Origin of the sequence: Lysinibacillus sp. Y5S-8 (assembly GCF_036894365.1) — a bacterium.
Classification (GTDB): Bacteria; Bacillota; Bacilli; order Bacillales_A; family Planococcaceae; genus Lysinibacillus; species Lysinibacillus fusiformis_D.
Genome location: NZ_CP145889.1, coordinates 3,715,338 through 3,739,519, shown reverse-complemented (window position 1 = coordinate 3,739,519; position 24,182 = coordinate 3,715,338). Strand labels below are relative to the sequence as shown.

Sequence of the window (24,182 nt, the reverse complement as noted above, 5' to 3'; positions counted from 1 at the left end):
AGCTGAGGGTGTTTCATTAAAAATGGATACCAGGTTTATCGATTAGTTTACAGCCTGTACCATATTTTGCTTTTAACGCACCTTTGAAATGAGTGTGCTCAAGTTCAGGAAATGTTTGCTTCCAAAGCTCAAAGACATTATGACTGGATGCTTTGCCATCCTTCGTTAGTCGTGCAATATGGAAGCCGTATTCGTCATTACAACGAGCTAAAGGACGATTTTCACGGACCGTTAAAATGCGACCACTCACTGTCATTTCATATAGCCCTTCATAGCCAGCAATAGCACGGCTTTCTTCAGTTCCTTCAGCTACAGTTTCTTTTTTTTCTACCGCTGGTGCTCCTTTTTCTTCTGTTGCTGCCTGTTGATTAGAAGTTTGCGTTTCTTCATTGCTGCTTGCTGTTGGAAGTTGTTCAACAATGACGAAATCTTTATTAGAAGCTTTATCGCTCATTGTCGCCATAACGTTCATAATAGAACCAACGTAACGTAAAGGTTTATCTCGCCCTTCTTCAAAGACAAAAATATTATATTCGGTTTTATTGATCTTTTTCATAATAATATTGCCTGTTGTAATTGTAAAACCGATAAACTTATTCTTTTTAAGTGCTTGTATTGCTTCTTGCTTTGTTAAAATCATTTGAAAATCTCCTAAATAATTATTTATTCTATTCTACCATAAAAATTATCATCTTGTTTTTCGTAAAATAATGGATTATTTTGTTCGTTAAAGGAAAACATCCCTATTTTCTCAAATTCAATAATGGTACGATGAAGAAATAAAATGTCTCCAAAGAGGAGTCGAGCATCAATAGAGATTATTTAGTAGGGAGTGTTGATAGGTTGATCAATGTGCTAGGGGGCATCGGTTTATTTTTACTTGGGATGACGATGCTAACTAACGGTTTGAAGGAATTGGCAGGAGATGCCTTGAAAAAATGGCTAAATCGTTTTACAGGAGGGACCATTAGCTCGGTATTATCAGGAACATTGATGACGATGCTAGTGCAATCCTCCACTGCCACTACCTTGATTACCATTGGTTTTGTCAGTGCGGGTCTCCTCACGTTTGTCCAATCAATTGGTGTTATTATTGGCGCTAATATTGGGAGTACAAGTACTGGTTGGATTATTTCACTAATAGGCTTCAAAATTAATATGCAGACAATGTCACTGCCTTTCATTGCTCTTGGTGTGTTTGTGCAATTGCTTGCTCCTCGTGACTACAAAGCAGTAGGTGGGTTAGTTACTGGTTTTGGATTATTATTCTTAGGTATTGATGTCCTGCAGGGAGGAATGGCAGCTGTACAGGATAAAATTCCATTCGATGCATTTAGTGCAAATTCTATTAGTGGAATACTAATTTTAATTGTTTTAGGCCTTATTATGACGGTTATTATGCAGGCTTCTAGTGCCGCAATTGCCGCTACTTTAACAGCTTTATATGCAGGCGCTATCGATTTTGAACAGGCAGCTTATTTAGTTATTGGCCAAAATATTGGTACGACTGCTACAGCATTATTTGCTGCAATTGGTGCATCAACAGCTGCTAAACGAACAGCCGTGACACATGTATTGTTCAACGTAGTAACGGCTATTCTAGTGACATTTGGTGCAACGTTTATGTTCACACTAACCGAATTTGTCACGAAATCCATCAATGGTAGCTTCGATGAAACATTAGGCATTGCTGTTTTCCATACATTATTTAGTGTCATCGGAGCCATTCTTTTTGTGCCTTTTGTACGCCCTTTCGCAAAGGCTATTGAAAAAATGATTCCTGAAAAAGGAAATCATTTAACACGGAATTTAGATGATAGTGTAGCTCAATTACCAGGGGTAGCTGTAGAAGTATCCTTCAATACGTTACAGGACATTACCAAGGAATTGACGACTGTCATTGTTACCCTTATACAAGAGAAAAAACGAACAGCCGAAATAGACAGTCAATTAGCTCAAATTGATGAGGCGATTGAAAAAACACGTTTATTTATGGATGCTATACAATCTTCTTCGCAAAAGGAACGTTCTAAGCATATAGCACTTTTACATGCTTTAGATCATTTGTACCGTCTATCTAAGGCATTACGTGAGCAGAACCCTAATGCCTTCCAATTACAGGTGACGTTAACTCAAAAATGGTTAGAGGTATTGGAAAAAGTTCTATTGATTATCGATGAGGATGAGCGTTTACCTGAGATTGCTACTCTGCTTGAGGTTACATCCTCTGAAATGGCGGCAGTTCGACGTGACAAACGAAATGCGTACTTCGAGCATACTGTTGAAAATGTGGTAGAGTTAGAGACAGCCGTATCGAAAGTGGAGGCTTTACTGTGGCTTGATCGCCTTATTTATCACTATTGGCGTACAACGGCTCGCCTTGCTGAGTATCAAACCGTAACTAAAAAAGGTCGTCATGTTGAGGCAGAAAAAAACACAGCAATAGTTGAATAAAAGGAATATTCATCTCCAGAAGGAGGATATAGAATGGTTCAGCATAAATTTACAATGGATTTAACATGGGCAGAGGGAAGAAATGGTACAGGGAACATCAAAGCAAGCAATTTGCAAACAGAAATTTCTATTCCTCAGGAAATGAATGGACCTGGCATTGGGACAAATCCTGATGAAATGCTGTTAGGGGCAGCGGCAACGTGTTATTTAATTACATTAGCAGCCCTCCTTGAAAGATCAGAAATTGAGGTGCAGCAATTATCCATGCAAGCGCATGGGTTTGTCAGTGTAGAAAATGGTGTATTTACTTATGAGAAAATTGTGCATAATCCAACGATTGTTGTCCAAGCATTATCAGAACAACTTGCAAAAAGAGTGGAACGTTTAGCACAAAAGGCGGAACAAACATGTATGATTAGTAAAGCGTTAAAAGGTAACGTTATGATTGAATGTGATGTTCAAATTTTGGAAGCAAGCATATAATAAGGCAAAAAGAGTTATTCAGCATAGGTCGCTGATATAACTCTTTTTTTTATAAAAGGAGGCACTTTTTTTTAATAGTTCTAGAAATGTTCAAAATGAATATATAGTGATAAGTGCTAAAAAAATGCAAAGGATGATGTATTGCACGTTCAGACAGCTCAGAATCTCACATTCTATGGTCAGTACGGCAAAAGAATATTTGATATAGTTGGAGCATTACTTTTACTTTTCATAACAATCCCTCTCATGCTAATAGTATTCCTCATTTTACTCATGACGACAGGTCGCCCTATTTTCTTTAAACAAATAAGAACTGGCCTCGATCATCACCGCTTTGTGATTTGGAAGCTACGAACCATGTGTATTCAAGCAATTCCAGTGAATATGCCTGCTATTTGTGCTGACGGTATCCCAGATGATTATTATTTTAAAACAGAGCAAGATACACGGATTACAAAAGTGGGCGCTATCCTTCGAAAGCTCAGTATTGATGAAATTCCACAACTTTTAAATGTGTTAAAGGGTGAGATGAGCATTGTCGGACCACGCCCAGAGGTTCCCACAATTACAAATGCGTATAACCCGCTACAGGCCAGGCGTCTGAAGGTAAAACCCGGCTTAACGGGTCTTGCCCAAATTAACGGTAGGTCGAATATTTCACATGGACAAAAAATTTCTTATGATGTTGAATACGTTGAAAATTATTCCTTTTGGATGGATGTTCAAATTGTGTTGAAGACACTTTATGTCGTAGTAGCAAGAACAGGTGCCTATTAAAGAAATAAGGAGTGGCTAGACTGAAGATTGTTCAGCTTATTACACGAATGGATAAAGTGGGAGGAGCACAAAAGCATGTGGAGGCACTTGCTATCCAGCTCAAACAAGATGGGCATGAAGTCACTGTCGTGACAGGTTCCTATCAGCCCTCATTATGGTGCTTACAAGAACAACAAATTCCAGTGATCACCATCCCTACCTTGCAAAGAGCTATTCATGTAACGAAAGACTTTCAAACATTTTGGCAATTAAGAGCAATCTTCAAACGAATACAACCTGATGTTGTAGCCACCCATTCATCTAAGGCAGGTGTAATAGGTCGTGTCGTTGGCAGTTTACTACGTATCCCAACTGTTTTTACTGCACATAGCTGGAGTTTTACAGAAGGTGTTCCCCGCAAGAAAAAGCTACTCTATCATCGGGTGGAAAAATCGGTTCAGCCATTCACAACAAAAATAATTACAGTATCTGAATATGATCGGGAACTAGCCTTATTGGAAAAGGTTGCGCCCGCTCATAAATTGCTGACCATCCATAATGGAATTGATCGAATTGAGAGAAGCAAGGCAACTGAAAAGACATTTGTGGAGCAGCCAATCATTATCATGGTTGCTCGTTTTGAAGTGCCAAAAAGACAGGATATTTTACTAAAGGCATTAGCAGAGCTGACAGATCTATCTTGGCATCTTCAATTAATTGGGGATGGCTCTTTACGTCCAGCTCTTGAGGATTTCGTTGTTCAGCATGGTTTAACGAATCGTGTAACCTTTTTAGGCAATCAATTAGACGTTCATTCATATCTAGAGAAGAGCCATGTATTTGTATTGTTGTCAGATTGGGAAGGCTTGCCGATTTCTATCATTGAAGCAATGCGTGTAGGTCTTCCAATTATTGCAACAAATGTAGGTGGTGTGAATGAACTTATTGCAGATAAGGATAATGGATTTTTAGTAGGGCGAGAAGAATATGAATTATTGAAGAAGAGGCTTCGTACATTGTTAATGGATACTATTTTAAGGCAACAAATGGGGAATGCTAGTGAACGCCGTTACTTGCAGGATTTCACGTTTATCCCCATGTATCAAAAAACAGTAACAGTTTATCAACAGGCTGTTTCAGAACTTGTGAAGAAAGGGGATTAAATTGCAATTAATTCGCATTAGAACAGATGATGAGCTTATGTGGTACAAGGAAATTTGGGATGCCATTTTAGAAGCAGAGGACAATGATAACCCATTTATAGAATTTGCTTGGTTTTATAATTGGTGGCAAATTGTAGGGCGTAAAGAACGAGTTGAGCTTTACGCCATTGAACATGACGGGACAATCATTGCGTTTTTCCCCTTTAAGGTATCTGTTCGATGGGGGATAAGAGTGTATGCCTTTGCAGGTGAAAATATTGCTAACTATACAGGGGTTGTTGCCAAACATCAATGGTTACCACAAGCAACGACCTTCGTATTTGATGAACTGATTAAGAAGCATCGGCATATTGTTTTTTCACTGCATGGCTTATTAGAAAGTAAAGTGTCTACAAAAGTCGTGGAGCAATACTTTGTAGAGCGACAATTACGTACAAGTATTTTCCGTGTTGTGACACCCTATCTCGCCTTTTCAGAAGTAGATTTTCAGCATCATTTCCAGCAACGGCGAAAAATGCATGGTGTTGATCGTCGCGAACGAAAGCTCCGAAATTTAGGCTCCTTAACAAGGCGTGAGCCATCACAGGACGAGCTTTGGCAAATGTTTCGGTTGTTTGATAGACGCTGGGCAAAGAAGCTAGATACAAGTGATTTTACAAAGGGCAAGAAAAGAGATTTTTTTGAGCGTCTTACAATGCTAAAAGGAGAGGCATTACAGGTGGAGGTCGATGCACTTGTTTTTGAAAACCAGTGGATTGCTTTCACCTATGGTCTTGGCTGTCGTGGTCGTTATGTAACTTATGCTCTGGCACATGAGCCAACCTTCAATTTATTTGGTGCAGGTCGTATAGTCAATCAGGAAACCATTCAGCGAACGTTTGCAGCAAACTATAACTTATTTGATATGAGCATTGGCTATGAGCCTTATAAATTTGATTGGCGTTCTAGCATTGATTTTACGAGGCATATGCTTGCTAGCAGTGGTACGAAACGTACAAATCTATTGGCAGGTTTTTTGACGCTAAAGGAACGGCTCAAAGAACACGTAAAGGGCAATCAACGAATTGTGGACTGGAAGCGTAATACACTAGGCTATTTACGTTATTTAGTAAAGTATGGAAAGATAAAAGATTGGCTAGAATATGGACAACAATTCGTAGAAAAATGTATTCGTTTGAAACAAGTGGAGCTGTATGAATTATCCCCATCAGAGGACGTATCGCCACAGCAGCCTGTAGGTAATTTATTTGAAGAAATGTCCATTCAGGAAGCGATGCAGCTTGATCAGGAAGAAGTCATTGCTCTTTATTATAAGGGCTATAAGATCTATAAAGACTCCTTTGCGGAAACGAATAAGCCAGCCTTTGCGTTACATGCCTCCAATTGGCGTGTAGAGTCAATGAAAATTGTAGAAGCCTTACCGAAGGAAACCTATTTTTTAGCCTATGATGTTTTCAAACAAATCGATATTATTACAGCGTATTTCCGAAAAATAAAACCAGCACAAACATTGTGGGTAACAGTAAGCTTTTGGCAATGGCGGAAACGTAAACGTTTAGTACAGCTAGGCTATAAACCTATTTCTCGAATGAAACATTATAAAATCGCTCGTTTTGAGCGACAGCGTGTAGAAAAATATACAGAGAGTGGGGGCGATGTTCATTCTGTCCATTAAAAGTAAGCGATGGAATATCGCAATGCAGCATTTTTATTTTTTAGAAAAACCAGCGAATTTTCGAAAATCAATGAAAGTCGTAGGGTATACACATTCATTGGTACCTAGTCGAAAGCTTGTAAAAAGCGAAACGATTCACATTCATTTGCAAGAGCATGAGCTATCATTGTATTTAGCGCTTTCTGAAGGGAATCGCAAAATTTTACGACGTGCCCAAAAAGAATCTTATCAAGTCATTTTGTATAAAGAGCCATCCCTCGAAAACTTACGAGCCTTTCAGCAATTTTATAATCATTTTGCTAAAAGAAAAAAGCTTGAAGCGATTGGCAAGTCACAAATGGAAACTATTTTGCTCCTCAACGAGCAGGGGGCATTATTATTATCTGAGATCCAAAGTATTTGTGGACAAACACTGTGCTATCGATTAGATATTGTACATGAGAAAAAAGCGATGTCCTATTATGTGGCAACTTGCCATGCATCAGCTATGCCTGCTCATTTAAAACGCCCAATCCGTTATGCTAATCGTTTTTTAATCTGGCATAACCTACTGCATCTAAAAGCACAAGGTTTTGTTTTATATGATATGGGTGAGTTAACGGACAATCGAAATGTACGAGCCTTTAAATTAAGCTTTGGAGGCAAGCTTGTCCATGTTTACTCAGGCTATATTACTCAATCCAAAATACGTGCACTGTTACTAGGTGTGCAAAAATGGAGGAAGTAGTTACATGAATGGTGGGGGTCTCGTTATTTCATTAGATTTTGAGCTGAATTGGGGTGTCCATGATGTATTTCGATATGGACAATATAATAAGAACCTTTATGGTGTACGGAAAGCCTTGCCCAGGATACTAGCGTTATTTGAGCAATATGACATACATGCGACTTGGGCTACAGTCGGATTATTGTTTGCAGAATCAAAGGCAGAAATGGCTCATTATTTACGAGGTATCCCTGTGAAATATGATAACATGCGCTTTGCGGCGCATAGCCAGCTAGCAAAAGTAGGCGAAAATGAACAAGAGGATCTCTTGCATTTTGGGAAATCATTAATTGAGGAGATTAAACGTACACCACATCAAGAAATAGGAAGCCATACCTTTTCTCATTTCTATTGCTTAGAGAATGGTCAAACAGAAGCAGCCTTTTGTGCAGACTTACATGCGACAAAAACGATTAGTGAGGGGTATGTTGCTCCGATGAAATCCATAGTCTTCCCCCGTAATCAAGTAAACAAAGATTATTTAGCAGCCTGTTTAGAAGCGGGCTATGTTTGCTACAGAGGTACTGAAAATCATGTTCTGTATGATGCCCAAAAGTTTACGAAAAAAGGAAGACTTTTGGGTGCCAAAAAGTGGCTAGATAGCTATTGGAATCTAACTGGTCATCATATGGCTACACTGGAGGAAATGCAAGAGGACCAACTAATTAATATTCGATCAAGTGCCTTTTTAAGACCTTATTGTAGTCCGTTACGTGTATTCGAGGGTTTAAAAGTAAATCGCATAAAGGAAGGCATGCTTGAGGCTGCTAAGGCAAAAGCATTTTATCATTTATGGTGGCATCCTCATAATTTTGGCAAACATCTTGATAAAAATTTAGCTATGCTAGAAGAGCTATTAAGTTATTTTCAGACCTTGCGCAGTCAATACGATTTTCAAAGTTACTCCATGTATGAAGTAGCAGAACTTTGTGAAAGCCGTTCTAAACAGCAGAAGTAGAGGATTAGAGTGCTTTTATTAAAAGTGGAGAATTTTTGGAAACAGGGTTGGGGGTTCACATCTTCTTTACCACGGTGGCTTGCTCATGAGAGTGGTCCAATAGCTCTCGAGGTGAGAAAGCCGCTTATAAAGAAGAGCAAGGCGTTCTAAAATAGTGGTAACTCTTGTGAAAGACACCAACTCGGGACTAAAAACAAATATTTATTCATATAAAATGTGCAGAGCAAACTGATTTCTAGTTTGCTCTTTTGTTGTATAAGGAGAAAATTTAAAAGAAAAGAGGAAAAAAGAAAAACAGTGACGAAGTTGAATGTACGAATGGTACTATTACTATAGAGGATATATGTTAAGACTTTTTAGGGAGAGCATAAGTTCGTATAGGTCAATTTAACTTGAATAGAAAAGATATAAAGGTGGTAGATGAATATGTTTATACAACCAGAATGCCAATGGAAGCAAGAAAATGGATCAGCGATGCATCAATGGATAAAGCAGCAGCTAAATCCAAACCCGAATGATGTGGATATTGTCGTATATGGTGCACTTTTATCGTATGCCGGTGGAGCCTCAACAAAAGCGCAATACCCAACAGCATTTCGGAAAGCTTGGCCAAGCTTTCAATCGTATAATTTAGATGAGCAGATAAATTTACGTGCACTATCAGTCGTTGATATAGGAGATGTGGCGATTCATGAACAAGATAGAATGCTTTCAGAATCGGCCATCGAGGCGGCAGCGGAAAATTTAAGTATCGCCTTTCAAAAAAGCTTTACTTGTTTGATTGGAGGCGATCATGCCATTACAGCATGCTCACTAAAAGGCATAAAGAATGCTTTTCCACAAGATCGGATTGGCATTATTCAAATTGATACGCATCTAGATGCAAGAAATCAAGAGGAGGTTGGTTTAGCGCAAGATTCGCCAATCCATCAGTTAATGGCAGCAGGGATTGTGGAGGGGAAACATGTGTATAATGTCGGTCTGCATGGCTTTTTTAATTCTCCTGAAATGATTCATTATGCAAGAGAGCAAGGGATTCATATGATTACGTTAAAGCAAATGCGACGTGATGGTATTCAGCTCACAATCCGCGAAATGTTACGTCAGCTTATGTATGAGGTAGATCGCATTTATGTTTCCGTTGATTTAGATGCTCTTGATATTATGTTTGCGCGCGATGTTCCGGCAGCAACACCAGGTGGTTTAACGGCCTATGAATTATTTGATATTCTTAAACTAATTGGTGAAAATGAAGGGGTTCGTCATATTGATTTTGTTTATGCCGACCCGAAGGAAGGAGTGCTACGTCCAGAAACTGTTAAGATTGGAGTGACAGCTTTTTTACAATGGTTAACAGGGATTCAACTGGATCACCGCAATCGCATCTCGAAAAAAGGGAAGGTTATGTTGTAAAGTAAGCGTATTTCCGTGTATTAACAATGCTGATTATTGAAAGTTTGCTATAATGTTTAAGTAGAAAACAATAATAGATACAAACTTTGTATTGTAATAGAGAGGAAATATAGCATGACAACAAAACCAAAACTATTGATTATTGACGGGATGGCACTGTTATTCCGGTCATTTTTCGCTTCCGCTGCAATGGGGCATTTTATTCGTCTGGCAGATGGAACACCGACTAATGGAGCCCAAGGATTTGTGCGACATGTGTTAACGGCACAATCGATCATGAAGCCAACACATATGGCTGTTTGCTGGGATATGGGGGCACATACATTCCGCAATGATTTATATGATGGCTATAAAGCGAATCGCCCAGCACCACCAGAGGAAATGCTCCCTCAATTTGATATGGCGAAAAATTTATCACAGCAAATTGGCTGGCAAAATTTCGGAGTGAAGGGCATGGAGGCTGATGATTTAATTGGCTCGATGATTACCAAATGGCAGGAACAGGCAGACATTACTGTCATTAGTGGTGATAAGGACTTGCTTCAGCTTTTAAGACCATCTACAGAAATTGCCTTTATGAAAAAAGGCTACACAGAATACGATATTTATACACATGCTCGCTTTAAAGAAGAATATAGTATTGAACCAACACAGTTTGCACAGGTTAAAGCCTTTATGGGTGATACAAGTGATGGCTATCCAGGTGTGAAGGGGATTGGTCCTAAGCAAGCACTAACGTTAATTCAAACATATGGCTCGATTGACAAAATTTTAGCGTCACTCGGTGAATTGAAGCCAGGGCAACGGACAAAAATTCAAGAGAATTTGGACATGCTGCAATTATCCCATGAGCTTGCAACAATTCAAACGAATGTTCCAATTGATGCCGATTTTACAAGCCTCATGTTACCAAACTATGAACCGCAAATTTTTAAAGAGATAGAAGAGAGTGGCTACACGCTAATTGCAAAGCACGCACGCTCATTATATTCCCTTATTTAATGGATCATCACAGAGTATAGCAATATGCTCTGTTTTTTTATGAGAAATGAGTGGAGAGAGCAAATAAGGACGATTCATTATTTGCCCTACTGAGGTGTTATTTTAACGAACGATAATACCTTGACATTGTCTTTATAGAGAGCCTGCCGAATTTGACTGTCCCGTTGTGGCCCACCATTATCATGAAATATTAACCATAGCGCATCATTTTTTATGGTATAGCCAATAAGCGGTACCCAATGGTAGGCAAAGGTTGATTTTTTATTCTGCCACTGTAGGCTAAAATAGCGGTCAAAACGCATAGCAACAGGGCGACCTGCGTCAATTTCTTGTAAAGCTTCTTTTAGTGAACAAGTTCGAATATTCCAGGTGGGTTGCATTTCGCGGAGGTTGTGAATCAGTCGCCATTTGAACAAACCAATTTTTGTGCCACCAAGCTGTCGATAAAGCTTATTAATAGAAGGAGCTGAACTGTTCAAATAGTTTAAGATGACGTAAATCGTAGTGGGCCCACAGGCAGAATTTCGATAGCTTGGTGCAATGGATGCATCATATTGTGATGTTCCATATAAAGCCAATTGTTGGTGCATCATGTTTCCCTCCCAAAAAGAGCTGCATTTCAAGAAGAAATGCAGCTCTTTATTCATTATTATTGTGCAGCTAAAAATTCTGTTACTTGCTGAGGTGTTTTGGCATTGGCACTGTGTAAGTGTGCAAGTTTTTCACCGTTTTGGAAAATCAATAAGCTTGGGATTCCCATAACATCATATTTGTCAGCGATTTCTGGAAGCTCATCACGATTTAGCTCATACCAATCATATTGGCTGTACTCTTCAATGATTGGATCGATGAACATATTCATGCGTGTGCAATCTGGGCACCAGCCAGCGTAAAATTTCACTAGCACTTTTTGGTCACCAGCGATTAGTTCATTAAATTGTTCTGCAGTAGTAATTGTTTTCATAAGTATTCACTCTCCTTGCTTTTCATTCTACACATTTTTCTCTCAACCTGAAAGTTTTCTGTTTGGCCGTTTTGATCGCTACATATTGTCTGCTTTTAGCTCGTAAAGAACAAAAAAAGATGTATATTGCAAAAATAATTCTTGAAAAAAGATTGCTAAATTAGACAAAATAATCTACACTAAAAACAGAAAAGTAGTTTTATCTTCATTCATTAAGAGTTGTAATGGGAACGGAGATAAACCTTAGTAGTGCTTGGTTGAATGGAGTGAATCTCATCCAACAACAAGACAAAATCCACTAAGGTACACTTGATATTTTTTTGGCCAAAAAATGAATGGCTATTCATTCAATGGGAGAATAAGGGGGAATTGCTTGTGACTTACAACATTAAAAAAGCAGCTGTTCTAGGTTCTGGGGTGATGGGCTCTGGAATTGCAGCACATTTAGCAAACATCGGTATACCAACATTACTATTGGATATCGCACCGAAGGAACTGACGCAAGAGGAAGAAGCAAAGGGTCTTTCTTTAGCGCATCCAGCTGTAAGAAATCGTATTGTAAACGGAGCTTTGCAAAAGTTATTAAAGCAAAAGCCAGCACCACTTACTTCTAAGAAAAATTTATCACTACTAACGGTTGGCAACTTTGAAGATGATCTAGGGAAACTAAAAGATGTAGATTGGATTATCGAAGTTGTTGTGGAAAATTTACCAATTAAACAAAGTCTCTATGAAAAAATTGATGCTGTTCGTACACCGGGAACAATCATTAGTTCAAATACATCTGGTATTAGTATTGATGCTATGGCAGAGGGACGTTCAGATGATTTTAAAAAGCATTTCCTTGGCACACACTTTTTCAACCCACCTCGCTATTTAAAATTACTAGAGGTGATTCCTGCTAATACAACTGCTCCTGAAGTAGTTAGTTTCATGAAAACATTTGGGGAAGATGTGCTTGGTAAAGGTGTTGTAATGGCGAAGGACACACCAAACTTTATTGCAAACCGCATCGGAACATATGGCTTACTGATAACATTACAGGAAATGTTAAAAGGTGGTTATTCAGTTGGTGAAGTAGACTCTGTAACAGGTCCACTTATTGGTCGTCCAAAATCTGCAACTTTCCGTACACTAGACGTTGTTGGTTTAGATACATTTATTCATGTAGCAAAAAATGTTTACGATCAAACAACAGATGAGGAACAGCAAGTATTTGCGGTACCTGAATTTTTACAAAAAATGGTTGAAAATGGCTGGTTAGGTGCAAAATCGGGTCAAGGTTTCTTCTTAAAACAGGGAAAAGAGATACTTGAGATTGATCCAACAACATTATCATATAGTCCAGCGAAAAAGTTAAAAACAGCTTCTATTGAAATGGCGAAACAAACACGTGGGTTAGCTAATAAAGTGAAGGCATTAACCTATGCAAAGGATCGTACAGGTGAGTTATTGTGGGGGATCTTTGCTCCAACATTAATTTACTCAGCACAGCTACACGGTGAAATTGCAGATGATGTTGTAGCCATTGATAATGCCATGAAATGGGGCTTCGGCTGGCAACAAGGACCATTTGAAATTTGGGATGCTATTGGTGTACAAGAATCTGTAGCAAAAATGGAGGCTGAAGGTCGAGAAGTCCCTGCATTTGTCAAAGAGATGTTAGCGAATGGCTTTGAGACATTTTATTCTGAATTAGATGGCGATGTAGCTTACTATGATGGTTCGCAATATGTGAAAGTTCCAGTCAATGAAAAAGAGATTAACTTAAAGCGCTATAAGAAAAAGCATGGTGTTATTAAATCAAACACAGGTGCTAGTTTAATAGATTTAGGTGATGGAGTTGCACTGCTTGAGTTCCATTCACAATCGAACGCAATTGGTTTAGATATTATCCAAATGATTAACTTTGCGGTTGATGAAGTAGAGGCTAACTATAAAGGCTTAGTAATCGGCAATCAAGGGAAAAACTTCTGTGTAGGTGCAAATCTAGGGATGATTTTAGTAGAAGCACAGGATGATAATATTTTTGAGCTAGATTTCGTAATTAAGGCATTCCAAGATGCTATGCAAAAAATCAAATATTCACGTAAGCCTGTTGTGGCAGCACCTTTTGCCATGACATTGGGTGGAGGAGCAGAGGTTTGCTTACCAGCTGCACATATTCAAGCAACGATGGAAACGTATATGGGCTTAGTGGAAGTTGGCGTTGGTTTAATTCCAGGCGGCGGTGGTAATAAAGCGCTTTATCAAAAATTCCTAAAGGGCTTACCGAACGGCGTAGATGTAGACTATCAACATATTGCTAATAAAGTATTTGAAACAATTGCAATGGCGAAGGTTTCAACTTCTGGTGAGGAAGCACGTGAAAATAACTTCTTAAACTTTGCAGATGGTATTTCTGTTAACCCAGACCATCAATTATATGATGCGAAGCAAGCTGCATTAGCGCTTTACGAAGCGGGCTATCAACCACCTGTACCAACAAAAGTGCCAGTGGTCGGTGCATCAGGCTACGGAACATTACTCATCGGTGCGCAAGGCATGTTTGAGTCAGGCTTTATTAGCGAACATGATTTAAAAATTGCTAAAAAATTAGCTTATGTAATTGCAGGTGGTAAGGTTCCGTACGGTACATTAGTTGACGAACAGTATCTATTGAACTTAGAGCGTGAGGCTTTCCTTAGCCTTGTTGCTGACCCACTTTCTCAGCAAAGAATGCAACACATGCTGTTAAAAGGTAAACCACTTCGTAACTAATTGACAAAATAGATCAATCTTGCACATGAAACAAAGGGGGATTAATACGATGCGTGAAGCCGTTATTGTAGCAGGAGCACGAACTCCAATTGGAAAAGCAAAAAAAGGTTCTTTAGCAACAGTAAGACCAGATGATTTTGGTGCTGTCGTAGTCAAAGAAACATTGAAAAGAGCGGGCTATGAAGGACCGATTGATGATTTAATTTTAGGCTGTGCGATGCCTGAAGCAGAGCAAGGGATGAATGTAGCACGTAGTATTGGGGCACTAGCAGGATTACCAGATACAACTCCTGCGCTAACGATTAATAGATTTTGTTCATCAGGTTTACAGGCAATTGCGTATGCAGCAGAACGAATTATGCTAGGTCATTCAAAGGTGATTCTAGCTGGCGGTGTCGAGTCTATGAGTATGGTGCCGATGGTGGGGAATACACCACGCTTAAATCCAACATTAGCTGAATCGGCTCCTCAATATTATATGGGTATGGGGCATACGGCTGAGGAAGTGGCTCGCCAGTACAATGTTAGTCGTGAAGATCAAGATGCCTTTGCAGTTCGCTCGCATGTTCTTGCTGAAAAGGCGATTAAAGAAGGTAAATTCAATGATGAAATTGTACCAATCGAAGTGGAACAGCATTACGTAGACGATAACAATAAACTACAAGTAAAAAAATTCACATTTAGTATGGATGAAGGTGTACGACCAGGTACATCAGTTGAAGGCTTAGCAAAATTGCGTCCAGCTTTCCATGTAAAGGGCAGTGTAACGGCTGGTAATGCCTCCCAAACTTCTGATGGTGCAGCAGCTGTACTAGTGATGGATCGTGAGGAGGCCGAACAGCAAGGACTGACACCAATGGCAAAATTCCTAGGCTTTGCAGTTGGTGGTGTGCCTCCTGAAGTAATGGGAATTGGTCCGATTGTGGCAGTACCTAAAGCGTTAGAAATTGCAGGTTTATCCATAGATGACATTGATTTATGGGAAATCAATGAAGCATTTGCTTCTCAATCATTACAGGTAGTACGTCATTTAGGCATCGACCAAGAAAAAGTCAATGTCAATGGTGGAGCAATTGCATTAGGTCACCCTCTAGGTGCTACAGGAGCTATTTTAACGTTAAAGCTTATTCATGAATTGAAGCGTCAAGGGAAGAAATATGGCGTGGTGACAATGTGTATTGGCGGCGGCATGGGTGCTGCTGGTGTATTTGAAATTTTATAAAATTTTCTAGATCAGCTTGAGGTGTACGGTTTACGGTTGCCTCCGAACATGTTCACATCAAGCTTTTCTATACATGTTCATTTGGGGATTAAACAATCAAAATAGATATATTGGGAGGAATTTATCATGACTGAAAAAACAACTGATTTCATTAAAGGCGGCGGATTTCTAATTGAAGATGTGGAATTAAATCGTGTATTTACACCAGAAGATTTCACTGACGAGCATAAGATGATTGCTAAAACAACAGAGGAATATGTAGCAAATGAAGTTTTACCAGTAGTTGAAAATTTAGAGCACCATGAATTTGAGCATTCAGTGCGTCTCCTAAAAAGTGCAGGCGAATTAGGTTTACTTGGAGCAGATGTGCCAGAAGAATATGAAGGGCTTGGACTAGACAAAGTTTCTTCAGCTTTAATTGCTGAGAAAATGTCTGTTGCAGGTGGTTTTTCCATCACACATGGTGCACATGTTGGGATTGGTTCACTACCGATCGTTCTATTTGGTAATGAAGATCAAAAGAACAAATATTTACCTAAGCTTGCTTCAGGTGAATTAATCGCAGCATATGCATTAACAGAGCCAGGCTCAGGTTCAGATGCTCTAGGGGCAAAAACGACTGCGAAATTAAATGAGGCAGGCACACATTATATTTTGAATGGTGAAAAGCAATGGATTACAAATGCAGGCTTTGCTGACGTATTTGTTGTTTATGCAAAAATTGATGGTGATAAATTCTCTGCCTTTATCGTAGAACGTGCCTACAATGGCGTTTCAGTAGGCCCAGAAGAGAAGAAAATGGGGATTAAATCATCGTCAACTCGTACATTAGTATTAGAAGATGCGGAAGTACCTGTAGAAAATCTATTAGGTGAAATTGGTCGTGGGCATGTCATTGCCTTCAATATTTTAAATATTGGTCGTTATAAGCTTGGTGTGGGCACAATTGGTGGCTCTAAACGTGCATTGGAGTTAGCTATCCAGTATACAAACCAACGTCAGCAATTTAAAACAAAGCTTTCTGATTTCAATCTAACAAAAGAGAAATTGTCAACAATGGCTTCTCAATTGTACGCGTCCGAATCATTAAACTATCGTACTGTTGGTCTATTTGAGGATCGTTTAAGCCAGTTAAGCCTTGAAGAGCAAAAGCAAGGAAAAGTAATTGCAGGTGCTATTGCTGAGTATGCAATTGAATGCTCTATTGCGAAAGTATTTGGGTCGGAAACATTAGATTATATTGCAGATGAAGCCGTACAATTACATGGCGGTTATGGCTTTATGGCTGAATATGAGGTAGAGCGTATTTACCGTGATTCTCGTATTAATCGAATTTTTGAAGGTACAAATGAAATTAACCGCATGATTGTCCCTGGCACATTTATGAAAAAGGCGCTAAAAGGCGAGCTTCCTTTATTACAAGTTGCTCAAAATTTACAGCAAGAGCTGCTAATGTTAATGCCAGAAGACATCGGTACAGAGCCACTAGCACAAGAAAAATATTTAGTGAAAAATGCTAAGAAGATTGCTGTATTAGCTGCAGGCTTAGCAGCACAACGCTTTGGTGCGAAGCTTGATCAGGAGCAAGAGGTATTAGTGAATATTGCCAATATCGCTAACCAATTATTTGCAATGGAGTCAGCTGTCTTACGTACAGAAAAGGCAATTGCTCGTGATGGCGCTGAAAAAGCACAGCAGAAATTGCTATACACGCAAATCTTCTGCCAAGAAGCATTCACAGAAATCGAAAAGGAAGCAAAAGACACAATTCTTGCTTCAGCAGATGGCGATGCAGCACGTATGACATTATCTGCACTTCGTAAATTAACACGCAATAACCCTTATAACTTAATTGCGAAGAAACGTGAAGCTTCTGTTAAACTAATCGAAGCTGAAAAATATATTGTTTAATAGCATACACTGTAACTTAGCTATCTGTAAGAGGATAGCTAGGTTTTTTTATGAGAGATGGATAGAAGCGTGAAACTGATGGATAGAACAGCTAGATTGACGGATAAAATGGAAAAAGTGATGAATAGAACAGCAAAACGGATGGATAGGCTTACGAAAATGAGAGAAGTTCCACCATTCGAAACAATTATGATGGTATACTACAGAAAAAGACAGTAGAGGAGCATTTTAATGACGATTCAATTTATCCATTATCCGAAATGTACGACATGTAAAAAAGCACAAAAGTGGTTAAATGATCATGAGGTTTCCTATGAAGAGGTACACATTGTAGAGCAATCGCCAACAAAGGATGAAATAACAGCCATTTGGCAAGCCAGTGGACTGCCTTTGAAGAAATTTTTTAATACATCGGGTATGAAATATCGTGAGCTTGGTTTAAAGGACAAGCTAGCGGAAATGACTGAAGATGAGCAGCTGGAGCTACTTGCTTCTGATGGGATGTTAATCAAACGTCCAATCGTAACGGATGGCCAAAAAGTAACGCTAGGGTTTAAAGAATCAGATTTTGAGCAAACTTGGAAATAGCCGTATTTAAACAGGATCGAACGACTCTTCTAACCGAGATAAAGTCACCGGCAGATGTCACAAATTTTTAACAGAGATGTATTTCAAGTAACTTGAAAAAATTGTGGACCGCAATTAAGCTGGCACGTAATTGAATCTTGTTTTTATAGGAGAAGTATGGCACACTGAAAGTGAATATATTACATATTTATGGAGGGGTTTTTTGCATGAGCACACCTAAAGACTTACGTTATTCTGAAGAACATGAATGGGTAAAAACAGAAGATGGAAAAGTACGTATTGGTATTACTCACTTCGCACAATCTGAATTAGGAGATATCGTTTTCGTTGAGCTTCCACAAGTTGGCGACGAAATCAAAACAGATGATCCATTCGGTAGCGTAGAATCAGTTAAAACTGTTTCTGAATTGTATGCACCAATCTCAGGTACTGTAGTTGAAGTAAATGCAGATTTAGAAGATAGCCCAGAATTCGTTAATGAATCACCATATGAAAAAGCATGGATGATCGTTGTGGAGCCTGCTGATGCATCAGAAGTTGAAAAACTAATGACAGCAGAGCAATACGAAGAAATGATCGCTGAATAAGACAAGCTATAATCGAAAAACGTCGGAAACTACCGGCGTTTTTTGTTATATAATGACTTATAAGTGGGTATGTCTAAATGGAGGTGGCGTAATGTTCGAGGGAAAATGCTTAATAGTAGAAGGACGCTCAGATAAGCTACAAATTGAGCCAATTTTAAATGAGAATGTTACAATACTATGTACGAATGGTACAATTGGTGTGCATCAATTAGAAGAGCTGCTCGATCCCTATGAGAGCTGTGAGCTATTTACTTTTTTTGATGCAGATACTTCAGGCGACAAGCTGCGTGCATTAATGGACAGACATTATCCAGAGGCAGAGCATTTACGTACAATGCCAACCTATAAGGAAGTAGAGACGACACCAAGAAAAGTGTTAGCGATGATATTACTGCGTGCACATTTTTCAATCCATAATGAATATATTTTGTAAGGTTGCGTGAGGAAATGGAAGAATGGTCAAAAGAGCAGTGGGAAACGGCTAAACAGTCTGGACAGAAAGCTGCGTTTTATTTATATACACCGATGTGTGGAACGTGTGCAGTGGCATCTAAAATGATGTCCATTATTGAACAATTATTGCCACAGCTACCAATAGGTAAAGCGAATATAAATTTTTTAGAGCATGTTGCTGTTGAGCATCAAATTGAAAGTGTTCCGTGTTTACTTGTTAGTGATGGCGGAAAAGTGACAGATAAGATTTATGCTTTTCAATCCGTACCATTTTTATACGAATTGTTAAAAAAATCAATTGACTGAACTTTACTAGCGTGGTAAAGTATCAAATATATTACTAAAACATTAAATATATCGAACTCTTATAAAGAGTGGCGGAGGGAAGTGCCCTATGAAGCCCGGCAACCATCACAAAGTGAAAAGGTGCCAAATCACTCAAAGATTTTTCTTTGAAAGATGAGAGAACGGTTTAACGTTATTATACGTGACCCCTTCTACTTGTCTGTGAGTGAAGGGGTTTTCTATATGAGAAAAGGAGTATTCGCTATGATCCAGCTTCAAAATATTACGAAGAAGTACAAAACAGCAAATGGCGAATTAACGGCAGTCAAAGACGTCAACCTTACCATCAATAAAGGTGAAATTTTTGGCATTATCGGCTATAGTGGCGCTGGTAAGAGTACCATGATTCGTTTATTAAACGGTTTAGAGAAACCGACAACAGGAACAGTAACGGTGAACAGTCAAGAGTTTTCATCGATTAAAGGGCAAAAGCTTAGAGCAGCTAGACAAAAGGTAAGTATGATTTTCCAACATTTCAATTTACTTTGGTCTAGAACAGTTGCCGAAAATATTGCATTTCCACTAGAAATAGCAGGTGTTTCAAAGGCTCAACGTGAAGCACGAGTGAAGGAATTAATTGCACTTGTTGGTCTAGAGGGACGTGACAGAGCATATCCATCCCAGCTTTCTGGTGGACAAAAGCAGCGTGTAGGGATTGCCCGTGCATTAGCGAATAATCCAGAGGTTTTACTATGTGATGAGGCGACTTCCGCACTCGATCCTGAAACGACGGATGCCATTCTTGATTTACTCGTTGATATCAATGAACGTTTAGGCTTAACAATCGTTTTGATTACCCATGAAATGCATGTCATCCGCAAAATTTGTCATCGTGTAGCGGTCATGGAGGCAGGCGAAATAGTGGAACGTGGTGAGGTATTGCAAGTTTTCCAAGCACCACAAGCGGCTATTACTAAAAAATTCGTATCTCAGATTACGGATACAAAGGAAACACAGGATACGGTGGCACAAATCAAAACAAATTATCCAACTGGACAACTTGTTAAACTGATTTTTGTTGGTGAAAAGACCGAACAGCCGGTTATCTCACATCTTGTGAAACAATTTGATGTAGAAGTAAGCATTGTTCATGGTAATATTTCGCAAACGAAAAACGGTGCATACGGTACACTGATTGTGCAAATTGATGGCTCGAAGACAAATGTGGCTGAAGCCCTTCGTTATTTAAATACAGTCGAAGTACAAACGGAGGTGATCGCAAATGGTAACTAATCTTTTTCCAAACGTAGACTGGGAAAATATGTGGCAAGCTATGTATGAAACATTGTACATGACAGCAATTTCTACAGTTGTCACATTTATTCTTGGGTTAGTCATTGGGATCGTTCTATTTTTAACAAGCCCTAATCAGCTATGGGCTAATAAAATGGTTAACTTTTTAACGGGTTCAATCGTTAATATTTTCCGCTCCATCCCATTTATCGTGTTAATTATTTTATTAATTCCATTTACGAAATTCTTACTTGGTACGATTCGGGGAGCAAATGCGGCATTACCTGCTCTAATTATCGGTGCAGCCCCGTTCTACGCTCGTATGGTATTAATTGCGTTACGTGAAATAGATAAAGGTGTCATTGAAGCAGCCCGTTCAATGGGGGCAAAAACATCCACAATCATTTGGAAAGTACTGATCCCTGAATCTTTACCAGCACTAATTTCAGGAATTACTGTAACGGCTGTTGCCCTCGTTGGTTATACTGCAATGGCAGGGATTATCGGTGCAGGTGGTCTTGGTAACTTAGCTTTCCTAGACGGCTTCCAACGAAATCGCCAAGATGTGACATTAATGGCAACTATTTTGATCTTAGTAGTTGTATTTATCATTCAATGGATTGGTGATCTAATAACGGTGAAGATCGATAAACGTTAGTAAGACTAAAAGAGGTTAATCCGGTTCTAACCGCTAACATATTTGAAACAAATAAAAGGGAGTGTCATAAATGAAAAAGTTATTAGCAGGATTATTTTTATCTATACTTGTACTAGCATTAGCAGCTTGTGGTACAGATAAAAAAGAAGATGCCAATTCAGCATCTGATCAAACAGATAGTAAAGACAACGTAACATTAAAAGTAGGTGCTTCTAATACACCACACGCAGTCATCCTAGATAAAGCAAAACCAATTTTAGCTAAAGAAGGCATTGATCTTGAAATTGAAACTTATACGGATTATGTTCTTCCAAACCAAGATCTAGATTCAAAAACACTTGATGCAAACTTTTTCCAACATATTCCATATTTAGAGCTACAAATTAAAGATAATGGCTATGATTTCGTAAATGCTGGTGGCGTTCATATTGAACCAATCGGTATTTACTCAAAAAAATATAAAACTTTAGAAGATCTGCCTGAAGGCGCAACAATCTTACTTTCTAACTCAGTATCAGACCACGGTCGTATGCTATCATTACTGGAAGCTAAAGGCTTAATTAAATTAAAAGAAGGTATTGATAAAACGGCAGCAGAAATAAAGGATATTGAAGAAAATCCTAAAAACTTTAAATTCGATGCGAATACTGCACCAGAAATGCTTGTACAAATGTATGAAAATGATGAGGGCGATGCAGTACTTATCAACTCTAACTTTGCGATCGATAATGGTTTAAATCCAATCGAAGATGCTATTTCTCTTGAAGACAAAGAATCTCCATATGTGAATATCATCGCAGTACGTGCAGGCGACGAAACAAGACCAGAAATTAAAAAATTATTAGAAGTATTAACTTCTAAAGAAATCCAAGACTTCATTTTAGAAGAATGGAAAGGTGCAGTAGTACCAGTACAATAATTCAAAGGGTAAGTGAGTGATCTAACTCACTTACTTTTTTATTAGCCTCCTCAAGTATCGCTCATTAATGATACTTGAGGGGGCTATTTTTATTGCAATTATTAAAAAGTTGATTTATCAACTATTAACATCAATCAGTGTTGTTTTTAATCAAATTATTTTAGAGTTAGAAAGTAATTCTGAAATTATTTGTTAAATAGGATGAACATTATTGCACAAATATTATTAAATTACATAAAATGTAGGTGTTTATGAGTATATTTTATAATTGTTTAGAAATTGTTTAGTTATAATTAGTACTATATAAATGTTGATGAAGTTTTTTTGAGTTAAATTTATTTTTTTAATCTATTTTGACTAGAAAAATCATACGTAAGTATGTAGCGATGAAAGGAGTCTGTACAGTACGATGATGAGAAGTGACAAATTACTTTGCAGAATGCTTGCGATGAATAACTCTGGTCAAATGACGCTGTAACGAAAAGAACGATGACAATGGACTACTAGATTAGATAAAGGAGTAATTTTTTATGACAATTGAAACGACATCATTAAGCAAAGCTTTATTAAAAAAAATCCACACAAAAAAAGCTACAATTGGGGTTATTGGGCTTGGCTATGTAGGGTTACCATTTGCAGTGGAAATGGTTCGAAGTGGGTTTCAGGTGATAGGCTTTGATAAAAACCAAGATAAAATCATGCAGTTACAAAATGGTCATAGTTATATCGCTGATCTACCTAAAGAAAATATACAGCAAATGATAAAGAGTAATCAATTTGAGCCAACGAATGATTTTTCTAAGCTTTCACAAGTGGATGTCGTTATGATTTGTGTGCCTACACCTACTTCTACAGAAGGAACTCCCGATATTTCATATATAAAAGAGGCAACACATACCATCGGACAATATATAAAGACGAATGGGTTAGTTATTCTTGAAAGTACAACGTATCCTGGGACAACAGAAGAAATTGTCCAGCCTATTTTAAAAGATTATGGTTTTGCGATTGGTCAAAATTTATTTTTAGCCTATTCACCAGAACGTGTGGATCCAGGAAATATCAACTTTTCCGTATCGAATACGCCTAAAGTGGTTGGCGGAATAACTGCAGCATGCTTAGAGGTATCAAAGGTCTTTTATGAAACAGTCATTCATACCAATGTTTGTCCTGTTTCAAGCCCAAGAGTGGCTGAGATGGAGAAATTGCTGGAAAATACATTTCGTCAAATTAATATTGCCCTTGTCAATGAGTTAAGTCAGATTTGCTACAAAATGGATATCGATATTTGGGAAGTCATTCATGCAGCTTCTACAAAGCCATATGGTTTTATGCCATTTACACCTGGACCAGGAGTAGGAGGGCATTGTATTCCAGTCGATCCTAAATACTTATTATGGGCAGGACAACAACACGGAATCTCAGCAACGCTAATTGAAGCGGCAGATAAAGTCAATGATTCCATGCCCCATTTTGTTGTAAACAGACTAGAAAACTACTTACGTCTACAAAGTAAAGAGCTGTGTAAGGCAAACATTGTTGTCATTGGCGTTACTTATAAGCCCAATATAAATGATTCACGTGAATCTCCAGCACTTCGTGTTATTCAACAACTACTAGATAATCAGTGTCAGTTAAAGATTATCGATCCTTTTATTGAATCTTTTTCTGTAGAGCAAGCTCTTGTCAAGACGGACCTATTAACAGTAGAAATAATCCAACAGGCAGACGCAGTATTAATTTTAACGAATCATTCAGATATTGATTACTCTTTAATTGATCAACAGGCTTCTTTAATTTTTGATACGCGAAATACCCATTTTCTGTTTAAAAATAAAAATTATTACAAATTATAAGGAGAATTCATGGGAA

General features: G+C 38.4%; 23 protein-coding genes and 1 riboswitch. Of the genes, 20 read left to right on the top strand and 3 right to left on the bottom strand.

Annotation, left to right across the window (positions count from 1 at the left end; all coding sequences use genetic code 11):
- Positions 1-16: 16 nt before the first annotated feature.
- Positions 17-640, bottom strand: coding sequence for a 3-ketosteroid-delta-1-dehydrogenase (locus V6670_RS18275; RefSeq protein WP_141905595.1), 624 nt, complete (start codon positions 638-640; stop codon positions 17-19).
- 212 nt (positions 641-852) lie between these two features.
- On the opposite strand from V6670_RS18275, the gene V6670_RS18270 reads away from it, so the two are divergent.
- The 9 genes from V6670_RS18270 (at position 853) to V6670_RS18230 (ending at position 10,670) form a co-directional block, all read left to right on the top strand.
- Positions 853-2,454, top strand: a complete 1,602-nt coding sequence (locus V6670_RS18270; protein ID WP_338654675.1) for a Na/Pi symporter — start codon at positions 853-855, stop codon at positions 2,452-2,454.
- Positions 2,455-2,487: 33 nt separating this feature from the next.
- Positions 2,488-2,937: an SACOL1771 family peroxiredoxin gene (locus V6670_RS18265; protein ID WP_141905597.1), complete on the top strand. Its 450-nt coding sequence runs from the start codon at positions 2,488-2,490 to the stop codon at positions 2,935-2,937.
- A 141-nt stretch (positions 2,938-3,078) separates the two neighbouring features.
- A complete protein-coding gene (locus V6670_RS18260) occupies positions 3,079-3,714 on the top strand; it encodes a sugar transferase (protein ID WP_141905598.1) in 636 nt (211 codons plus the stop codon).
- 47 nt (positions 3,715-3,761) lie between these two features.
- Complete coding sequence (locus V6670_RS18255) at positions 3,762-4,856, top strand: glycosyltransferase family 4 protein (protein ID WP_141905639.1); 1,095 nt, start codon at positions 3,762-3,764, stop codon at positions 4,854-4,856.
- 1 nt (position 4,857) lies between these two features.
- Positions 4,858-6,531: a GNAT family N-acetyltransferase gene (locus V6670_RS18250; protein WP_338651823.1), complete on the top strand. Its 1,674-nt coding sequence runs from the start codon at positions 4,858-4,860 to the stop codon at positions 6,529-6,531.
- Positions 6,512-7,258, top strand: a complete 747-nt coding sequence (locus V6670_RS18245; protein WP_338651822.1) for a hypothetical protein — start codon at positions 6,512-6,514, stop codon at positions 7,256-7,258. Before V6670_RS18250 ends, V6670_RS18245 begins: the two co-directional genes overlap by 20 nt.
- A gap of 4 nt (positions 7,259-7,262) precedes the next feature.
- Positions 7,263-8,255, top strand: coding sequence for a polysaccharide deacetylase family protein (locus V6670_RS18240; RefSeq protein WP_338651821.1), 993 nt, complete (start codon positions 7,263-7,265; stop codon positions 8,253-8,255).
- Between the two features lie 420 nt (positions 8,256-8,675).
- On the top strand, positions 8,676-9,668 hold the full coding sequence (locus tag V6670_RS18235) for an agmatinase family protein (protein WP_338651820.1): 993 nt from the start codon (positions 8,676-8,678) through the stop codon (positions 9,666-9,668).
- Between the two features lie 114 nt (positions 9,669-9,782).
- Complete coding sequence (locus V6670_RS18230) at positions 9,783-10,670, top strand: 5'-3' exonuclease (protein ID WP_101966549.1); 888 nt, start codon at positions 9,783-9,785, stop codon at positions 10,668-10,670.
- Between the two features lie 86 nt (positions 10,671-10,756).
- On the opposite strand, the gene V6670_RS18225 is transcribed toward V6670_RS18230, so the two are convergent.
- A complete protein-coding gene (locus V6670_RS18225; RefSeq protein ID WP_338654673.1) occupies positions 10,757-11,260 on the bottom strand; it encodes a C39 family peptidase in 504 nt (167 codons plus the stop codon).
- A gap of 59 nt (positions 11,261-11,319) precedes the next feature.
- Complete coding sequence (locus V6670_RS18220; RefSeq protein ID WP_101966547.1) at positions 11,320-11,634, bottom strand: thioredoxin family protein; 315 nt, start codon at positions 11,632-11,634, stop codon at positions 11,320-11,322.
- A 375-nt stretch (positions 11,635-12,009) separates the two neighbouring features.
- Here V6670_RS18220 and V6670_RS18215 point away from each other — a divergent pair, with 375 nt between their 5' ends.
- From V6670_RS18215 to V6670_RS18165, 11 genes are all read left to right on the top strand, one after another.
- Positions 12,010-14,394, top strand: a complete 2,385-nt coding sequence (locus V6670_RS18215; RefSeq protein ID WP_338651819.1) for a 3-hydroxyacyl-CoA dehydrogenase/enoyl-CoA hydratase family protein — start codon at positions 12,010-12,012, stop codon at positions 14,392-14,394.
- Positions 14,395-14,443: 49 nt separating this feature from the next.
- A complete protein-coding gene (locus tag V6670_RS18210) occupies positions 14,444-15,616 on the top strand; it encodes an acetyl-CoA C-acetyltransferase (RefSeq protein WP_338651818.1) in 1,173 nt (390 codons plus the stop codon).
- Positions 15,617-15,742: 126 nt separating this feature from the next.
- A complete protein-coding gene (locus V6670_RS18205) occupies positions 15,743-17,527 on the top strand; it encodes an acyl-CoA dehydrogenase family protein (RefSeq protein WP_141905604.1) in 1,785 nt (594 codons plus the stop codon).
- Positions 17,528-17,758: 231 nt separating this feature from the next.
- Positions 17,759-18,115 carry an arsenate reductase family protein gene (locus V6670_RS18200; RefSeq protein WP_036119632.1) on the top strand — a complete coding sequence of 119 codons (357 nt, stop codon included), beginning with the start codon at positions 17,759-17,761 and terminating at the stop codon, positions 18,113-18,115.
- A 206-nt stretch (positions 18,116-18,321) separates the two neighbouring features.
- Positions 18,322-18,702, top strand: coding sequence for a glycine cleavage system protein GcvH (gene gcvH / locus V6670_RS18195; RefSeq protein WP_036119635.1), 381 nt, complete (start codon positions 18,322-18,324; stop codon positions 18,700-18,702).
- Positions 18,703-18,793: 91 nt separating this feature from the next.
- On the top strand, positions 18,794-19,135 hold the full coding sequence (locus V6670_RS18190; protein ID WP_036119638.1) for a TOPRIM domain-containing protein: 342 nt from the start codon (positions 18,794-18,796) through the stop codon (positions 19,133-19,135).
- Positions 19,136-19,149: 14 nt separating this feature from the next.
- On the top strand, positions 19,150-19,461 hold the full coding sequence (locus tag V6670_RS18185) for a thioredoxin family protein (RefSeq protein WP_141905606.1): 312 nt from the start codon (positions 19,150-19,152) through the stop codon (positions 19,459-19,461).
- Between the two features lie 56 nt (positions 19,462-19,517).
- A riboswitch (SAM riboswitch) is annotated at positions 19,518-19,621 on the top strand.
- Positions 19,622-19,704: 83 nt separating this feature from the next.
- Positions 19,705-20,733 (top strand): methionine ABC transporter ATP-binding protein, encoded by a 1,029-nt coding sequence (locus V6670_RS18180; protein WP_141905641.1) that lies wholly within the window; start codon positions 19,705-19,707, stop codon positions 20,731-20,733.
- On the top strand, positions 20,723-21,391 hold the full coding sequence (locus tag V6670_RS18175) for a methionine ABC transporter permease (RefSeq protein ID WP_338651817.1): 669 nt from the start codon (positions 20,723-20,725) through the stop codon (positions 21,389-21,391). The genes V6670_RS18180 and V6670_RS18175 overlap by 11 nt, the downstream gene beginning before the upstream one ends.
- A gap of 70 nt (positions 21,392-21,461) precedes the next feature.
- Positions 21,462-22,310, top strand: coding sequence for a MetQ/NlpA family ABC transporter substrate-binding protein (locus tag V6670_RS18170; protein ID WP_141905608.1), 849 nt, complete (start codon positions 21,462-21,464; stop codon positions 22,308-22,310).
- A gap of 530 nt (positions 22,311-22,840) precedes the next feature.
- Positions 22,841-24,166, top strand: coding sequence for a nucleotide sugar dehydrogenase (locus V6670_RS18165; protein WP_338651816.1), 1,326 nt, complete (start codon positions 22,841-22,843; stop codon positions 24,164-24,166).
- Positions 24,167-24,182 lie beyond the last annotated feature (16 nt).

Bases quoted from the DNA above. Each gene is read 5' to 3' on its own strand.
- V6670_RS18275 (WP_141905595.1), bottom strand. From the start codon at position 640: ATGATTTTAACAAAGCAAGAAGCAATACAAGCACTTAAAAAGAATAAG.
- V6670_RS18265 (WP_141905597.1), top strand. From the start codon at position 2,488: ATGGTTCAGCATAAATTTACAATGGATTTAACATGGGCAGAGGGAAGA.
- V6670_RS18255 (WP_141905639.1), top strand. From the start codon at position 3,762: ATGGATAAAGTGGGAGGAGCACAAAAGCATGTGGAGGCACTTGCTATC.
- V6670_RS18245 (WP_338651822.1), top strand. From the start codon at position 6,512: ATGTTCATTCTGTCCATTAAAAGTAAGCGATGGAATATCGCAATGCAG.
- V6670_RS18240 (WP_338651821.1), top strand. From the start codon at position 7,263: ATGAATGGTGGGGGTCTCGTTATTTCATTAGATTTTGAGCTGAATTGG.
- V6670_RS18235 (WP_338651820.1), top strand. From the start codon at position 8,676: ATGAATATGTTTATACAACCAGAATGCCAATGGAAGCAAGAAAATGGA.
- V6670_RS18230 (WP_101966549.1), top strand. From the start codon at position 9,783: ATGACAACAAAACCAAAACTATTGATTATTGACGGGATGGCACTGTTA.
- V6670_RS18225 (WP_338654673.1), bottom strand. From the start codon at position 11,260: ATGCACCAACAATTGGCTTTATATGGAACATCACAATATGATGCATCC.
- V6670_RS18220 (WP_101966547.1), bottom strand. From the start codon at position 11,634: ATGAAAACAATTACTACTGCAGAACAATTTAATGAACTAATCGCTGGT.
- V6670_RS18210 (WP_338651818.1), top strand. From the start codon at position 14,444: ATGCGTGAAGCCGTTATTGTAGCAGGAGCACGAACTCCAATTGGAAAA.
- V6670_RS18205 (WP_141905604.1), top strand. From the start codon at position 15,743: ATGACTGAAAAAACAACTGATTTCATTAAAGGCGGCGGATTTCTAATT.
- V6670_RS18200 (WP_036119632.1), top strand. From the start codon at position 17,759: ATGACGATTCAATTTATCCATTATCCGAAATGTACGACATGTAAAAAA.
- gcvH (WP_036119635.1), top strand. From the start codon at position 18,322: ATGAGCACACCTAAAGACTTACGTTATTCTGAAGAACATGAATGGGTA.
- V6670_RS18190 (WP_036119638.1), top strand. From the start codon at position 18,794: ATGTTCGAGGGAAAATGCTTAATAGTAGAAGGACGCTCAGATAAGCTA.
- V6670_RS18185 (WP_141905606.1), top strand. From the start codon at position 19,150: ATGGAAGAATGGTCAAAAGAGCAGTGGGAAACGGCTAAACAGTCTGGA.
- V6670_RS18180 (WP_141905641.1), top strand. From the start codon at position 19,705: ATGATCCAGCTTCAAAATATTACGAAGAAGTACAAAACAGCAAATGGC.
- V6670_RS18175 (WP_338651817.1), top strand. From the start codon at position 20,723: ATGGTAACTAATCTTTTTCCAAACGTAGACTGGGAAAATATGTGGCAA.
- V6670_RS18170 (WP_141905608.1), top strand. From the start codon at position 21,462: ATGAAAAAGTTATTAGCAGGATTATTTTTATCTATACTTGTACTAGCA.
- V6670_RS18165 (WP_338651816.1), top strand. From the start codon at position 22,841: ATGACAATTGAAACGACATCATTAAGCAAAGCTTTATTAAAAAAAATC.